Annotated in this window: 16 protein-coding genes; 5 read left to right on the forward strand and 11 right to left on the reverse strand. The window is 60.2% G+C overall.

What is annotated here, in order from left to right:
- Positions 1–183 precede the first annotated feature (183 nt).
- The 7 genes from MIC97_RS21070 to MIC97_RS21095 all read right to left on the reverse strand — a co-directional run bounded on the left by MIC97_RS21070 (position 184) and on the right by MIC97_RS21095 (position 5,752).
- Positions 184–852, reverse strand: a complete 669-nt coding sequence (locus tag MIC97_RS21070) for a carbohydrate ABC transporter permease (RefSeq protein WP_239801914.1) — start codon at positions 850–852, stop codon at positions 184–186.
- Entirely contained in the window at positions 849–1,709 is an 861-nt protein-coding gene (locus tag MIC97_RS21075; RefSeq protein WP_239801915.1) for a sugar ABC transporter permease, read from the reverse strand. The genes MIC97_RS21070 and MIC97_RS21075 overlap by 4 nt, the downstream gene beginning before the upstream one ends.
- 74 nt (positions 1,710–1,783) lie before the next feature.
- Complete coding sequence (locus MIC97_RS25160; protein WP_275592552.1) at positions 1,784–2,476, reverse strand: extracellular solute-binding protein; 693 nt, start codon at positions 2,474–2,476, stop codon at positions 1,784–1,786.
- A 5-nt stretch (positions 2,477–2,481) separates the two neighbouring features.
- Complete coding sequence (locus tag MIC97_RS25165) at positions 2,482–3,087, reverse strand: extracellular solute-binding protein (protein ID WP_275592553.1); 606 nt, start codon at positions 3,085–3,087, stop codon at positions 2,482–2,484.
- Between the two features lie 41 nt (positions 3,088–3,128).
- Positions 3,129–3,956, reverse strand: coding sequence for a sugar phosphate isomerase/epimerase family protein (locus tag MIC97_RS21085; protein WP_239801916.1), 828 nt, complete (start codon positions 3,954–3,956; stop codon positions 3,129–3,131).
- Positions 3,957–4,133: 177 nt separating this feature from the next.
- The gene (locus MIC97_RS21090) at positions 4,134–5,129 is read right to left on the reverse strand and encodes an extracellular solute-binding protein (RefSeq protein ID WP_239801917.1); all 996 of its coding nucleotides are present in this window, start codon (positions 5,127–5,129) and stop codon (positions 4,134–4,136) included.
- Positions 5,130–5,137: 8 nt separating this feature from the next.
- Entirely contained in the window at positions 5,138–5,752 is a 615-nt protein-coding gene (locus tag MIC97_RS21095) for a hypothetical protein (protein ID WP_239801918.1), read from the reverse strand.
- Between the two features lie 194 nt (positions 5,753–5,946).
- Between MIC97_RS21095 and brxL the strand changes: the two genes are divergently transcribed.
- Positions 5,947–8,028: a BREX system Lon protease-like protein BrxL gene (gene brxL, locus MIC97_RS21100; protein WP_239801919.1), complete on the forward strand. Its 2,082-nt coding sequence runs from the start codon at positions 5,947–5,949 to the stop codon at positions 8,026–8,028.
- Positions 8,029–8,101: 73 nt separating this feature from the next.
- On the opposite strand, the gene MIC97_RS21105 is transcribed toward brxL, so the two are convergent.
- Genes MIC97_RS21105 through MIC97_RS21115 form a run of 3 tightly spaced genes read right to left on the reverse strand, consistent with a single transcriptional unit; the run spans position 8,102 to position 10,484 of the window.
- Positions 8,102–8,677: a poly-gamma-glutamate hydrolase family protein gene (locus MIC97_RS21105; RefSeq protein WP_239801920.1), complete on the reverse strand. Its 576-nt coding sequence runs from the start codon at positions 8,675–8,677 to the stop codon at positions 8,102–8,104.
- Between the two features lie 36 nt (positions 8,678–8,713).
- The gene (locus tag MIC97_RS21110; protein ID WP_239801921.1) at positions 8,714–9,640 is read right to left on the reverse strand and encodes a nucleotidyl transferase AbiEii/AbiGii toxin family protein; all 927 of its coding nucleotides are present in this window, start codon (positions 9,638–9,640) and stop codon (positions 8,714–8,716) included.
- Positions 9,630–10,484: a type IV toxin-antitoxin system AbiEi family antitoxin domain-containing protein gene (locus tag MIC97_RS21115; protein WP_345773571.1), complete on the reverse strand. Its 855-nt coding sequence runs from the start codon at positions 10,482–10,484 to the stop codon at positions 9,630–9,632. The genes MIC97_RS21110 and MIC97_RS21115 overlap by 11 nt, the downstream gene beginning before the upstream one ends.
- 300 nt (positions 10,485–10,784) lie before the next feature.
- On the opposite strand from MIC97_RS21115, the gene MIC97_RS21120 reads away from it, so the two are divergent.
- Together MIC97_RS21120 and MIC97_RS21125 are read left to right on the forward strand one after the other, a co-directional pair.
- Positions 10,785–11,378 carry a DUF6088 family protein gene (locus MIC97_RS21120; RefSeq protein ID WP_239801923.1) on the forward strand — a complete coding sequence of 198 codons (594 nt, stop codon included), beginning with the start codon at positions 10,785–10,787 and terminating at the stop codon, positions 11,376–11,378.
- A complete protein-coding gene (locus tag MIC97_RS21125) occupies positions 11,371–12,408 on the forward strand; it encodes a nucleotidyl transferase AbiEii/AbiGii toxin family protein (protein ID WP_239801924.1) in 1,038 nt (345 codons plus the stop codon). Before MIC97_RS21120 ends, MIC97_RS21125 begins: the two co-directional genes overlap by 8 nt.
- Positions 12,409–12,449: 41 nt before the next feature.
- Here MIC97_RS21125 and MIC97_RS21130 read toward each other — a convergent pair whose 3' ends face one another.
- Positions 12,450–13,004 carry a CPBP family glutamic-type intramembrane protease gene (locus tag MIC97_RS21130; RefSeq protein WP_239801925.1) on the reverse strand — a complete coding sequence of 185 codons (555 nt, stop codon included), beginning with the start codon at positions 13,002–13,004 and terminating at the stop codon, positions 12,450–12,452.
- Here MIC97_RS21130 and MIC97_RS21135 point away from each other — a divergent pair.
- Together MIC97_RS21135 and MIC97_RS21140 are read left to right on the forward strand one after the other, a co-directional pair.
- The gene (locus tag MIC97_RS21135) at positions 13,004–13,399 is read left to right on the forward strand and encodes a hypothetical protein (RefSeq protein ID WP_239801926.1); all 396 of its coding nucleotides are present in this window, start codon (positions 13,004–13,006) and stop codon (positions 13,397–13,399) included. The two genes, MIC97_RS21130 and MIC97_RS21135, sit on opposite strands and share 1 nt — an antisense overlap.
- The gene (locus MIC97_RS21140; RefSeq protein WP_239801927.1) at positions 13,365–14,342 is read left to right on the forward strand and encodes a universal stress protein; all 978 of its coding nucleotides are present in this window, start codon (positions 13,365–13,367) and stop codon (positions 14,340–14,342) included. The genes MIC97_RS21135 and MIC97_RS21140 overlap by 35 nt, the downstream gene beginning before the upstream one ends.
- Positions 14,343–14,476 lie beyond the last annotated feature (134 nt).

Consider the following 14,476-nt stretch of genomic DNA (forward strand, 5'->3'; position numbering starts at 1 on the left):
ACGGCTTGCATCGGGACACGGACTTCTCCTGTTATTTGACTGCGCCGGCGGTGAGGCCGCGCACAAAGGATCGCTGCATGGCGAGGAACAGCAGGACGAGCGGCGCGAAGGCGATCAGGCCCGCGGCGGCGATGCCGCCATAGTCAACCCCGTAGCGGCCCTGCAGGCTGGCCGCTCCGACCGTCAGCAGCGCTTGAGGCTTTCGGTCTGGAACACCACCAGCGGCAGCAGGTATTCCTGCCAGGCAAAGAGGAAGGTGATGAGACCCAGCGACATGAGGCCGGGCTTGACCACCGGGACGACGATACTGAGGAACAGCTTCAGGAGCCCTGCCCCGTCCATCACCGCCGCTTCGATCAACTCATCCGGCACGTCCTGCATCACCGTGCGCATCATGAAGACCGAGAAGGGCATCAGCAGCGCGGCCTGCGGCAGGATCACGCCGATGCGGTTGTCGATGAGGCCGATAGCCTGCAGGTTGCCATAGAGCGCCACGATCACCGAGGGTGCGGGGACCACGAGACCGGCGAGGAACAGGGCGAACAGGATTTCCTTGCCGGGAAAGCGCAACTTGGCAAGGGCGAAGCCGGCCAGCGGAGCCGTCAGCAATACCAGGACGGTGACGCTCACCGCCGTGATGACGCTGTTCATGAAGTAGGTGGCAAAGCCCGCCTCGCTCCAGATGCGGCCGAAATTGCCGAAATTGATCGGCCAGCTGAGTGTCAGCGGCCCGGAAAACAGGTCAGCCTCGCTGCGGATGGCAGCCAGAAACACCAGATAGACCGGCACCAGTGCGTACAGCGCGAAGATCAGGAGGATCAGGTTCTGCAACAGGCGGGGGCTCTTGGTCATGGCTTCCTCAGCAGGGTGAAGGCGCCGGCACTGATGGCCAGAACGATGATGAGCAGGACGACCGAGAGGGTGGCGGCGTAGCCGAAGTCGCCGACCAGAAAGAAGGTCTTGTAAATATGGGTGGTCAGCACCTCGGTCGCGTAGCCCGGCCCGCCCTGAGTGGTAACCCAGACCAGGTCGAAGAAGCGCATGGCCTCGATGGCGGCATAGAGTCCGAGAAAGAGGGTGGACCCGCGCAGCAGCGGAACGGTGAGATCGCGGAACTTGCGCCACCAGCTCGCGCCATCAATCGAGGCGGCTTCATAGAGCGCCGGATCAATGGACTGGATCGCGGCGAGATAGATGATGACGCAGAAGCCAAAAAAGGTCCAAGCGCCGACCACATTGAGCGACAGCAGCGCTGTATCTTCCTGCGCCAGCCACGCGCCGCCCAGGCCGCCGAGCCCGACCGCCTCCAGCCCGAAATTGAGCAGGCCGAAGATGGGGTTGTAGATCCAGCCCCAGATGATCCCGGCGACGACCAGGGGAATGGTGCGGGGGATGAAGTAGATGGCCCCCAGCCAGCGCACCACATTGGGGTTACGCTCGGCGAGGATGGCGGCAATGACCAGCCCGGCCAGCAAAGGAAAGGCCAGCGTCATGACCACCCAGATGGCATTGTGCCAGAGCGCGACCCAGAATACGCCGTCACCCAGCAGGCGCTGGTAGTTGGCCAGGCCGATGAAGTCGCCGGCAATGCCGTTGTCCCAGGCGAGGAAGCTGAAGCCGAAGACCTGCAGGATCGGCAGGCCGACAAAGGCCAGGTAGAGCGCGAGCGAGGGCAGGAGAAACAGATAAGCAGATCGGGTGGTCAGCATAGCTCACTCGCGTCTTGGGCCTGAAAAAGAAGGGCGGGCCCGTTGGGGAGCCCGCCCAGGACAGCGGAGTGGGGTCAGGGCACCCAGCGCTCGCCGTTTTCGATGGCCGTCTGCCACGCGGTGTCCATGGCGCCGAGGAATTCGTCGGCGGTGGCGTCGCCGCCGACCAGCCGCTGCAGTTCGGCATAGAGCACCTGGGTGACGCTTTCGGGCAGAGTTGTATGCAGGTCGTAGAAGTTGGTATCGGGCGTCGCCAGGCCCTGGGTGTAGAAGGATTTGACAATGGGCAGGGCGTCCCACTGCTCGAGCTCCTCGGGCGTCGTCCCGATGGGAACCAGGTACCCCTTCTCCACCCAGACTTCGCGGCTGGCTGGCGAGATCAGGCAGTTGATATAGGCGGCGGCTGCGTCCTTCACATCCTGGCTGGCATTGGCGGAGACCTGCCACTGCGAGCCTTCGCCCCACATGGTGCCGGGGGCCACGCCCTCGGCGATCGGGGGCAGCATGAAGACGCCGAGGTCGAAGGACGCGCCGCGCGCCATGTCCTGCAATACCCAGGTGCCCGTTATGGTCATGGCGGCCCGGCCGGAAAGGAACAGCGCATTGGCTTCGTCATAACCGATGCCGTTGAAGCCATTGGGGAAGTAGTCATTCTCCGCCCAGGACTGGAAGGTTTCGGCGGCCAGCTTGAACTGGTCGTTGCTCCAGGGCGTATCGCCGAACAGCACGGATTCCTCGACATCCTTGCCGGCGCTGAGGCCCAGCAACAGGCTCAGCGTATTGGTAGCCGGCCAGCGGTCGCGGTTTCCGAAGGCGATGGGGTGATGCCCTTGGCCTTGAAGGCTTCCACCGCCGCCTGGAACTCGGCATAGGTGGTGGGCACGGCGATGCCGTTTTCCTCGAACAGGGCCGGATTGTAGTAAACCCCCATCAAGTCCTGTTCCATCGGCACCCCATAGATGGCCCCTTGGAAACCGTTGCGGCCGCGATAAAAGCCGTTGATCCCTTCCCAGCCATATTGCGCGTAGTAGTCATCGAGCGGAGCCAGTGCGCCGACCCGGGCATAGCCGGCCAGCACGGACGCGGCCGGCCAGGTATAGGCCAGGTCAGGCGTCTTGTTGGCGGAAACGGCCAGGCGGTAGCTGTCGCGGATGCCGATCGAAGGCGCGATGGTGCGCAAAACGGTGGCGCCATTGAGATCGGGGGCGCAGGTGGTGATCAGCTCATCCATTGCGGGGCCGGCCGCGGTGATGCCGGCCATGGCGAACTGGTCCCACTGCGTGACCACGGTCTGGGCGGCAGCGGGCTGGATGGAAATGCTGGCGGCGATACCGGCAGCAAGCAGCAACGGCAGGTGCCGTTGGGTCGAAAGCGTCATAGTTTCCTCCTTCTATGAACGGAAATGGAGAGGCGGGCCGTTCAGGCCAGCAGTGAGCTGATGTAGTCGTGGGCGCGTCGGGCCAAGTCGTCCGGCTCCACGTTGCGGCGATTGAAGCCGATCTCCATCGTCAGGTAGCCGTCGAACCCCTCGGTCTTGAGGGCGTCGAGCAGGCTGCGGTAGTCGACCACACCGCTGCCAGGCGGCTCGCGGTTGACGTCGGCGAGGTGAATGTGGGTCAGGTCGCTGCCCAGGCGGTGGACATAGTCGGTGGGCACTTCGTTGCGGTAGAGCGTATGGAAGGTGTCGAACATCGCCTTGACGTTGGGACGGTTCACCTCGGCCAGCATGGTGATGAGGTCGTCGCAATCATCGACTAGGTTGCTGTCGGATGAGGTCGGCTCGACCGCCACGGTGATGCCCAAGGGACGCGCGAAGTCGGCGATTTCCATCAGCGCCTCGCGGCTCGAGGCCCAGGCCTGGTCGCGGCTGGTGCCGTAAACCTGCCAGCCGGCGACGTAGAGCAATGTCTTGCCGCCCCATTCGGCGCAGAGTTCGGCCACCTGCTTATACTGGTCGATAGCGCCAGCCCGCTCCAATGGATTGGCAGAAGCGACGTTGAAGCCAGGTCCGCCGCCCGGGGCGGGCAGCATGCTGGCGAGCTTGAGGCCATTGTCGTCCAGCACCTGCCGTATTTCGCGGCGGCGCTCCTTGGTCAGATATTCCGGATAGGCATGCGGACTGGCCGCGCCGATCTCGATGCCGTCATAGCCGATGCGGGCGATGCGCTTGATGACCTCTTCGAGCGGATAGGCCGGCACCCATACCGGAAAGCTCGAATAGACCCAGGTATTGAATGCCAGTTTCAACGTTTCCTCCTCTTTCAGGCAAAGCGGTGCCGACTTGGAACCAGCCGATTCCAAGGGGCGGCGTCGTTGTTCTGCGCGCCGAAAGTGCTTGTGCTGTTCCCACTGGCTTAGGGTACAGCGCCGGCCAGCAACACCCGCAAAGATGTCCAGAATGGATAAATTCCCGCTGAACCGCCGCTAGTATGGACCAAGTGCACGCATGACGGTTTCGGCGCGGCTCTGCGCTGTTGCCAGAGCGACAACGCGGGTCTTGTGGCCGCTGAGCATGTCGTGGATTTCCTCCCCCGCAATGCCGATCAGAGCAGAGATGCCAGGAACCGGCGGGCGTGGCCACGCCCGAAGCACACCCTGACGCGCTATGGCATCGACGATGCCGATCACCGGCGAAAGGGCCTGCACTTCGGGATCCCGGTTGACGCTGAAGCGTGGGCTGGCAAGGCTGCCATTGGTCATGAACAGTTTGGCGGCCCCAGCCGATGTCAGAGCCGTTAGTGCCGCCCAGGCCGGGGCGACTCTTTCTTCGGCAATGTTTCCGGGAATGGCCAGGGCATAGCCGCCCAGCGGGGATATCGGCCTGCCGCGCGGTCCCGTGGGCTGAGGCAGATACCCGGTCTTGCCATAGGCCGGAGAGGCGGGATCGCGCTCGAAAAGATTGACGAGCAGGGTATGGGCATAGGCAAGCGCCGCATGCCCATTGGCATAGGCACGGGCCCGATCGTACCAGGTCATTGTGAGGATGTCGGGCGGCGACACAGACAGCAGTTCAATAAGATAGTCGGCCGCGGCATGGGCCGCTTCGCTGTCGAACATCGGGCGCAGATGCTCCTCCGCCATATCCTCGGGCAGAAAGCCGTCCGCGGTACGGGCGAGGTTGACGATTGGCTGCCCGTGCGCGGCCATGACGACCATGAAGGTGTGGCCCAGTGCGGTGCCCCGGCCACCATTCCAGGCGATGCCGAAACGACCCTGTTCGGGCGTGTGCAAAGCCCGGGCGACGGCCAGCGTCTCAGCCGTGGTGCGCGGCGGGGCCAGGCCGGCATCCTTGAGCAGGTCCGTCCGATAGGCGAGCAGCTCCGCTGTGCTCAGCAGCGGAATGCCGTACTGACGGTCGCGACGACGGGTGCTGGCTGTCGGATTGTACTTAATTGCGAGAATGCGCCCGTTCAGGAGCATTGCTGCATTTAATTATGAGACAATCTGACTACATTCGTCTCATAATTGCTGCATAAAAGAGACTCTTGTCGGCGGCTGATCATCTCGCCAACGAAGGTGCCAAATCGTACTCGGTTTGCCCCCATGGTCTGAGACTGAAGGGTCTCCAGCATCTCAAACCCGATCTGCGTCACACTCCCTACCGCCGCAAGCAGGAAATGCCGCAAGCCAATGGGAAGGATCGGTTTGCCTGCCGAGGGCAGGGGGATATTGTTGTTGGCAACCGTATCGTCGAAGTCAGGAAAGATAGCACCAAGAACCCGCAGGCGCGGTAGATCATCCGGGTCGACATTTAGAGGCCTGGGAACGCGTCTCATAAGCAGCAGTCGTGCGAGTTCGCCGGGTGATGCCCAACCGACATTCTCGCCGTTTGCCTCGGCCTGGAACAGCCGCTCTCCATGTTGGATGAGATGCTGACGGTTCGACGGAGGAATGGGTGTCTGGTCGTTGTTATCAGCTAGCATCTGATCGCAAAGCGGGCAGTGGAGGCGCCATCCCTCCAATTGGTAGCGACGAATGACGGTGCCCATGCCCTGCTCGTTCGCACATTCCTGGCAGCGATTGACTGGTTGAACGGCGATCATTCTGTGCGCTATTTGCGAGCGTGAGCTATCGCGGAGCTTCCTGCTGTCCAAGGCGGCAGACGCCTATAACAATCAGACAGTCTTCCTGAAGCTGCGTACGCGCATCGGCAAGACCAGCCATTTCGAAGATCACGCATCGCAGCCGCTGCTGCTGAAACGCGGGATCAGCACAGATTTCGATTTCTGAGGTGCCGATGTCGACCCTTGATGACAAGATCAACGAGCATTTTGCCGGTTTCGTGGTTCGCAAGGACTTGGTGAAGGCCGTGAAGGGGAACGCCATTGTTCCCACCTATGTGCTCGAATACCTGCTCGGCCAATATTGCGCGACCGACGACGAAGCCTCGATTGCGACAGGCATTGAGACGGTCAAGGACATCCTGCGCAAGCACTACGTCCATCGTTCCGAAGCGGGGCTGGTTCAGTCGACGATCAAGGAGCGCGGCCGCTACAAGGTCATCGATCAGGTCAGCGTGGCGCTGAACGAAAAGACCGATGCCTATGAGGCGATCTTCGAAAACCTAGGGATCAAGCGCGTCGCGATCGACAGCGCCACGGTCAAGGCGCACCCGAAACTGCTGGTAACGGGTATCTGGTGCATCGCCGATGTGCAGTACGAATTTTCGGAAGACAGCCGGATTTCCCCCTGGATCATCGACACGCTGAAGCCGATCCAGATCGCCCGTGTCGACTATGATGGCTATCGCGAAACGCGGGACAAATTCACCACCGAGGAATGGATCGATCTGCTGATGCAGAGCATCGGCTTTGATCCGTCCCTGTTCGGGCGCAGGTCAAAGCTTTTGCAGTTGCTGCGCCTGGTCCCCTTCGTCGAGCGCAACTACAACCTCATCGAGCTTGGTCCCAAGGGTACGGGCAAATCGCATATCTATTCCGAGTTCTCACCCCATGGTCAGCTGATCTCCGGCGGTGAAGTTACGGTTCCCAAGCTCTTCGTAAACAACTCCAATGGGCGGATTGGACTGGTCGGCTATTGGGACGTCGTGGCCTTTGACGAATTTGCCGGCCGTGAGAAGACGGCCAACAAGGCGCTTGTCGACATCATGAAGAACTACATGGCGAACAAGCAGTTTTCGCGCGGTGTAAATCCAATGGGTGCCGAGGCCAGCTTCGCCTTCGTCGGCAACACCGACCATAATGTTCCATGGATGCTGAAGAATACCGACCTGTTCGAGGCTCTGCCACCACAGTTCCACGACAGCGCCTTTATCGATCGGCTGCACGCATATCTGCCCGGCTGGGAGGTCGATATCATCCGGGGCGAGATGTTCACATCTGGCTATGGGTTCATCGTCGACTATCTGGCCGAAATCCTACGCCATCTGCGCGCCGAGGACTTCTCGCATCGGCCGGATCGGTTCTTCACCGTGCCCGTTCAGACCCACATCCGGGATCGCGCCGCGATCAACAAAACCATGTCAGGTCTGCTGAAGCTGATCTTCCCGAATGGAGGCGAGACAGAAGCCGAAGTTGAAGAGCTGCTGCGGTTTGCGATTGAATGCCGTAAGCGGGTGAAGGACCAGCTCCTGCGGATCGACAGCACCTTCGAGGACGCGGACTTCCATTACGTCGCCTCGGATGGCGCAAAGCGCCCTGTCACCACGCTGGAGGAAGAGGAGTTTCCCCAGTTCTACCATCGCCGATCGACTGGCGATGGAGATGACAGTGGGGGGCAATCTGCGACCATGTCGGATCCCACGCATCAGTCTTCAGCGCCGGCCACGTCTGAAGCACCTGCTGTTGCCGTTGTCCCTGCGTTTGCTCCGAAGCCTGGACATGTCGTTTTCACGGAAAACCGCAAGGGCATCAGTTTCGACAAGATCTTTGGTCCGTGGACGGATGGTGCGACCAGGATCATCGTCACCGACCCCTATATCCGGAAGTATCATCAGGCGCGCAACGTGATGGAACTGATCGAGATGCTGATTCGGCGTAAACAGCCCGAGGATCAGGTCGCAGTGCATCTCGTCACCGCCCCTGATGATGGGAACATTCAGGAGCAGCGGGAATGCCTGGACGGGATCGCAGAGGCCTGCACAGGCACAGGTGTTGATTTTACATGGGCGTTCGACGGGACCGGAACGCTCCATGCACGCGACATCACCACAGACACCGGATGGAAGATGGTGCTGGATCGGGGATTGGATATCTTCCAGCCGACCCCCCGGAAGATGAACGGTTTTTCACTGGGGGAGCGAATGCAAGAGCATCGGATGGTCAAGGGCTTTTATGTAACTTATGTCGAGGCGCAATAGCGCAACGTGTTGGTTGCGCCGCGGGATGGCTCCGCTCAATGCGCGCTATTTAAGGCCAGAGCGCAATAGAGGTTTACGTCGACGGCAATCCGCTTCGAACTGCCTCGCAGAAGGTCTCGCGCAAACTTGTGTCTCTAGCTAGTTTCCGCCGCAGTGATCGCGGAAGTTCGAGTTGGACTCCCTTTCGAGAAAGGGTTCGATTGCAGATGTTCGTCAGCTCTGTTCCCGGAAGCCTCTGATTGAAATCAGCATCAAAACCAGCTTCGCGCAGCGAACTGCCGATTGCATCGTGTAGTTCGGCATCACGCCCGCCCAGCCAAACCGACTCGTCCCCATTGTCCTTTCGCCCGTGGATCGCGACCGCGTAGTGACATCGTCCGACAATATCAATGGCCGTTGGTTCGTCGAAGCGGTGGGAGGTTATATGGAGATCGGTATGCGGCCGATTTTCTAGACCCTCGAAGGCATAGAAAGAAAAGTCGAGTCCGGCGACAGCCTCGGCGATTTCCGAGGTGTTCGGTTCGATCCATCCGCCATGTGGCGCAAAGACCACCAGTGGAGCGCCACGATCTTCCACACATATGCGATAGTCGATCCCGAGCCTCTCATTGGCAGCAAGTTCTGCGAAGCACTTGTATCTATCAGCCATATGATCCGTTTTAGTTACGCAGATCCCCGAGAAATCCTAGCGCATGTCCGCGACGATGTTCTCGATCTCACGCCGTTGCTCGGCGTGTTTCGCGGGGTTTTGGTCTTTCAACTTCTGTAGATTTAGAAGCTTCCAGCGCACTGCCGGCAGTTCCGCTGCCTGTGGTAGCCCGATGGCTCCGAAATCAGGTTCGCCGTCGTGGAGCGAAAGCAGGAAGCTCATCGCCCTGTCGTCGAGTTTTGCCAGAATATCCGCTGTCATCCGGCTACTCGCTGCTTTCAGATCATCGAGGCTGACGGGCTCGACCGTCATCCCTTCGAACTCATTTACGAAGGCCTCGTCGAGTTCCGCGAGCGAAGGCCTGACCAGTTCGTGCGGGGGCCGCCCAGAACTCACGACATAAATCAGGAAGGTCCGAAACAGCGCGTCGGTCAGCCCCTCGTTCTCATAGAGCAGCTTGACGTCAAACAGGTCACGTGGATGCTGCCGGTCAACCGCCGCATGCAACTTGCCGCCAAACAGGTCTTCGAAGGAGACAACCTGCATTTCCGCGAAGCCGAACGTCTCCTCGACGCTTTCATTCACCCGGCGCCGTTCCGGCGGATGAACAGTGCCCCTCGCGACCGGGGATGTTTCGACCTTGATTTCGGTGTTTCCCTGTCGGACGAGCAGGCGGGTATCATTGTTCCCACCACCGGCTATCCTCTGGACGTTCACACCGCGCATATTGCGTATTAAGTCCTCGCGGATGTGCTCCAATGTCGTGTCGATGTTTTTCAGCGTCGTCTCACGGTCCTCTATCGGCAGATATGTCAGATCGATATCGACCGAGAGCCGCGGCATGTCGCGGTAGAAGAGGTTTATCGCGGTTCCGCCATTCAGGGCGAAGGCCTCGTGACGGGCAACGAAAGGAAGGGTTCGCACCAGGAGGTCGACCTGGCGCATGTATTGTTCACGGGCCATTCGGGATGTCCTTCGGCATCAAGTCGGCAGGGACTGTGATGCGGTAGATGGGGTGAAGCCGCCCGCCCGGCGTCAGCGCCCGGTCGCCCTTGCCGAAATCGATGGACGACATGTCTATGTGCTGGCGCCAGGCATGATTGTGCTTGTCGGCAAACACGAAGAAGAGCCGCTTGGTTTTGACGCTTTGGCATAGGGTGAGCAGCGTCGTCAGCAATCTCGGGCGCAGATTGGCGAGGCTCTCGAAGGCTACGTCGATCTTATGGAAGCTTTCCTCTTTGGGGACCTCGTCGAGCATTTCGAGGATCGCGCGCTCGGGTGAGGACATCGGCATTGGCCATCGCCATGGGCTTTGTGCCAGTTCGGGATCCGCGTCGTCGGAAAGGTCAAAGTCGGCGTTTTCAACGCCGGTTGATCCGTCGCCGAACAGTACATTGCTTCTGGTCTTCACATCGGCGTCCGTTCTCAGCTTCGACAGCCACTTTGGGATATCTGATCCGTAAAGATAGAGAGGGAATGCGCCGCCGAGCGACAGGTAATGGGTATGCCCCCGTAAGGAGAGCGCGGTGGCCCCACCGACATGGAATTTATGCTGCATGAGCCAGGCCGCAGAGAGCAGGGGGATTTTCCAGCTGCCGACAGCTTCTGGATTGGCGTCCGAGGAAAATGGTCGGCGGTAGACGCCCGTCATGACGGGCTCAAGCCAGCCCTGTTTGACATAGCCTGAAACGGACTGCCGAGAGATCGCATGGCGGTTCGTCCACCCCGAATCCACCAGGAAACCAGGGGGGACTTGCCGCAGAAGCGTCTTTAACTTTGTCTCTGTCTGTCCGCTCATATTTGACATTATGGCATTTAATTAAAGTCAATGCGAATCGAGCTTTGCGGAGTGCGAGATTTGTCCATTGATGCTTGACTAAATGCGTCAAACTCAAAGTCAGGGCCGGGTAGCCTTGCCGAGCGCTATCAGTTACCCAGCCAGTATCTGGGACGGGTGGGCGATACATACGTCACGTGGGCATCCTTTAGTCGCAGTAGCGGGTGTCTAGCCAGCAGGAACTCAGACCCCCACTTGCATGTCAGAAAAAGTTACCCTATTTTCTGACACATGAAAAAGCTTGCAACAATTTCGGTTCCCGATCGGATCATGCAGCGCGCCCGTGCCGCCGGGCGCGGCGGCGTCTTCACGCCAAGTGATTTCCTCGATCTGGCGAGCCGCGCTGCGGTTGACCAGGCTCTTTCCCGCCTCACCAGGAACGGAAAGCTGCGCCGTCTGGCCCGTGGCCTCTACGACTATCCGAAGGCCCACCCGAAGCTTGGCCTACTGTCCCCGGCTCCCGACGACGTCGCACGCGCCCTGGCCCGCGAGACTGGTTCGCAGGCGCAAATCGCGGGGGCGCATGCCGCGAATGCGCTTGGTCTTTCGACACAGGTTCCCGCAAAAAGCCTTTATCTCACGAACGGACCCTCTCGTCGGATCGTGCTGGGCAAGCGCGTCGTCGATCTGCGTCACGCCTCGCCCAAGCATTTGATCGCGCCAGGCAGTCCCGCAGGAACCGTCGTTCAGGCCCTTCGTCATGTGGGGCCGGTCCGTGCCGGCGACGTGGCCCGGGTTGCCGCCAATCGGCTGTCGGCAAAGGACAAGAAGGTTCTCGCCTCCAGTGCGAGCCAGGCTCCCGCATGGATGCGTCCCACTCTCGTCTCGATCGGCAACGCTGCTTCGGAGTTGGCCGATGGATAAGGTCGCGATCCTCCCTGCCGACGATCGTGCCGCGCTCTTTGGCGAAACCGGTGCCGGCCGCGGTGTCGCCAACTCGATCATCGAGAAGGATTTCTGGGTATGTTGGACGCTGAAACGCTTGTTCAATCTTCACGAGGATGCCGCCGCCAGCCTGGTCTTTAAGGGTGGTACGTCGCTCTCCAAGGCCTTCGGCATCATCCGGAGGTTCTCGGAAGACATCGACCTGTCCTTCGATCGCACCGATCTCGGCTATACCGGCGACCGTGATCCTGAGAAGGAAGGCATCAGCCACAAGAAGGCGGGTCAGCTCATTGATGCCCTCCTCGCGGAGGTCGAAAAGCACATCGCCGAGAATCTCTTTCCTGCTCTCCGAGCTGCAATCGCTGAGCAACTCGGGGAGCCTTCAGCAGGAGGCTGGTCACTAGCGATCGATGTCGCGGACCCACAGACACTTAACTTCCATTACCCGGTCTCGCTTCCGTCGGTCGACTATCAGGGGATGGCCTATATCACGCCCCGCGTGAAGCTCGAGCTCGGCGCGCGTGGGGACCCATGGCCTGCCGAGAGCAAGGTCATTCGTCCGTACGCGGCAGAGGACTTCCCGGACTTCTTCGAAGATTTGGATGCGACCGTCACAGTGCTGTCGGCGCGCCGTACCTTCTGGGAAAAGGCAACGGCTTTGCACGCGGAGGCCCATCGCCCGGCCGACTCGCCGACGCCGCAATATTTCTCACGCCACTACTATGATCTTGCCATGCTGCTTGCTTCCGACGAAGGCATTGCCGCCGCTGCAGATCTTGAACTTCTTGCCACGGTGGCAAAGCACAAGGCCACTTTCTTTCGCTCAAGCTGGGCGAATTACGGCAAGGCCCAGCCAGGCACATTGCAACTTGTTCCAGGAGATCCCCGCGTCAAGGATCTCAGAGCTGACTATCGCGCAATGGCGCCGATGATGTTCGATGATACGCCGCCATCATTCGATGATATACTATCCAGGATCGCAGCATTCCAGGACGCCATCAACTTATAGGCCCGATAGTCGGCCGTGCGCATCCCGGCGGTCATGCCCTGCTACAGGAGCGGTAGAAGAACCGACGCGCCATCCATCAGCCAATGGGCGACCGCGAGCGGCAGCAGTCGCCGAAGGCGTAGATAGACGAAGATCATGAACAGCGAGTTCGGGATCGACGACACTGAGCGATGCAGCATGAATTCCGCATCCAATGTCAGCGGCATGAAGGCGTGCTGAACCGACCAGAAGAATGCTACCGTGACGATAGCGACTGTCGTTTTCCCCGAGAGTACCTTCAGCCGCGGCAGCAGGTATCCGTTATAGGTCATTTGTTCGGTGAAGCCCCAGATCAGCGGCCATACCAGCAGGGCATAGAGAGTGGCGGCCAGCGGGAGCGGCTCGCTGAACTGTGGGCCGCTCATGGTGCCATAGATCAGCCAACTGCTGAGGGCGACGCCGCCAAAGATGAAGATGAGGCACGCGGGGATCAGCGCAAGACCGAGAATCAAGTCTCGCGCGATCCGGTGCCGATCAAAGCCGATCAGATCGATGAGCGAAATGCCTTCCCGCCGGACGAACCACAAGAGGAGTCCGAGACACCCCAGGTCGATCAATGTTCCGTAAACCGGAAACCATATTTCCGCATCCTGCCACGGCGCGGCCGATCCTCGATAAGGCCTATGCATCCGAGATCGCCGACATCCATGCGCTGTTTGAGAAGCGTGCGGGAGACAATCGCGCGACGACCGACATGGCGGACGCGGCGCGGGCGGCGACCTTCGGCGGCATCGATACCTTGCTGATCGACATTGACACCACCGTTCCCGGCTTCGTCGATGACGAGAACGGCGCGGTCACCTTCGTCGAGAAGGATGACGCGAAGGCCTATGGCGTCGTCGATGAGATCGCGGCGCGGGCGCTGGCAAGCGGCGCCCGCGTCCTGGGCGTACGGCGCGAGGATATTCCAGGAAAGGGTGAGCTGGCAGCAGTTCTACGCTATCCAGTCTAGCAACAGCGGGAGGAGCCCACGCCGCCTGGCTCCTCCCCGACATGTCAGGAGAGCCCGCGTGACGATCAAGACAATCATTGCAGCGATCGCCCTCGAAAATGGTGAGCAGCAGGTGGCGCGCCGCGCGATCCGGCTTGCAGTAGACCACGGGGCCAAACTCGTGCTGGCTCACGCGATCGAGAGCCTTCCGGAATCCGACCCCGATCTTCCATCCCCGGCCAATGAGGAAGCAATCGCCAAGGTGCTGTCGGCCGAGGCTATCGCTTCACTGAAGCAGATGGGCGACAGCGCGGAGGTTCAGACAGAAATCGAGGTGGAATGCGGCAAGGCCGACCAGGTTATCGAGCGCCTGATACGCGACCATGCTGCTGATCTGCTGGTCATCGGGCCGGGAAAGCCTCAAAACCTGCGCGAAAAACTGTTCGGCTCTACCGCCGATCGGGTCGTGCGCGCCGGCTTATGTCCGATCGTGATCGTCAAGCGCGCGACCGACGCGCCTTATCGTCGTGTGATTGCAGCGATTGATTTCTCGCCGATGTCGTTTGCGGCGGCCCAGAGCGCCGCGCAAATAGCGCCATCGGCGACACTTGAAATGATACACGCTCTCGAAATTCCGCTCACTTTCGAGCAAGCCATGCTGAAAGTGGGAACCTCTCAAGCCGAGATCGACCAATATCGCCAAGCCAAAGCACAGGCTGCCTACAAGGAATTGCGCTCCGTGCGTGCCGATCTCGCTGTGGCGGGGAAAATCCGGGTCGTTTGCGGCGATCCCGCCACAGCGCTGGTTCGGCTGGCGAGGTCCGGAAAAACGGACCTCGTCGCACTCGGCATTCAAGGAAAAAACGCGGTATCTAAAATGGTCCTGGGCAGCGTTGCGCGCCGTGTTCTGGGCGGCGCATCCTGCGACGTACTTCTGACGAAGGAACGGCCCATTTCGACCTGATCCGCGTCCCACGACGGATGCGAAATTTTAACTAAAGTCGCAGGTACTTGGCTCTTTGTGAAGTTGGGTCGACCTGTATCAACTTTGATGGTGAGCCATTAACCAGAACGCGTTATCCGGGCGGGATGACAAAG

Source organism: Aquamicrobium sp. NLF2-7 (genome assembly GCF_022359935.1).
Lineage (GTDB): Bacteria > Pseudomonadota > Alphaproteobacteria > Rhizobiales > Rhizobiaceae > Mesorhizobium > Mesorhizobium lusatiense.

What these genes read in the sequence shown, in the direction of transcription:
- MIC97_RS21070 (WP_239801914.1), bottom strand. Translation starts at nt 852, where the DNA reads ATGACCAAGAGCCCCCGCCTGTTGCAGAACCTGATCCTCCTGATCTTC.
- MIC97_RS21075 (WP_239801915.1), bottom strand. Translation starts at nt 1,709, where the DNA reads ATGCTGACCACCCGATCTGCTTATCTGTTTCTCCTGCCCTCGCTCGCG.
- MIC97_RS25165 (WP_275592553.1), bottom strand. Translation starts at nt 3,087, where the DNA reads ATGACGCTTTCGACCCAACGGCACCTGCCGTTGCTGCTTGCTGCCGGT.
- MIC97_RS21090 (WP_239801917.1), bottom strand. Translation starts at nt 5,129, where the DNA reads ATGCTCCTGAACGGGCGCATTCTCGCAATTAAGTACAATCCGACAGCC.
- MIC97_RS21095 (WP_239801918.1), bottom strand. Translation starts at nt 5,752, where the DNA reads ATGATCGCCGTTCAACCAGTCAATCGCTGCCAGGAATGTGCGAACGAG.
- brxL (WP_239801919.1), top strand. Translation starts at nt 5,947, where the DNA reads ATGTCGACCCTTGATGACAAGATCAACGAGCATTTTGCCGGTTTCGTG.
- MIC97_RS21105 (WP_239801920.1), bottom strand. Translation starts at nt 8,677, where the DNA reads ATGGCTGATAGATACAAGTGCTTCGCAGAACTTGCTGCCAATGAGAGG.
- MIC97_RS21110 (WP_239801921.1), bottom strand. Translation starts at nt 9,640, where the DNA reads ATGGCCCGTGAACAATACATGCGCCAGGTCGACCTCCTGGTGCGAACC.
- MIC97_RS21115 (WP_345773571.1), bottom strand. Translation starts at nt 10,484, where the DNA reads ATGTCAAATATGAGCGGACAGACAGAGACAAAGTTAAAGACGCTTCTG.
- MIC97_RS21120 (WP_239801923.1), top strand. Translation starts at nt 10,785, where the DNA reads ATGCAGCGCGCCCGTGCCGCCGGGCGCGGCGGCGTCTTCACGCCAAGT.
- MIC97_RS21125 (WP_239801924.1), top strand. Translation starts at nt 11,371, where the DNA reads ATGGATAAGGTCGCGATCCTCCCTGCCGACGATCGTGCCGCGCTCTTT.
- MIC97_RS21135 (WP_239801926.1), top strand. Translation starts at nt 13,004, where the DNA reads ATGTTCCGTAAACCGGAAACCATATTTCCGCATCCTGCCACGGCGCGG.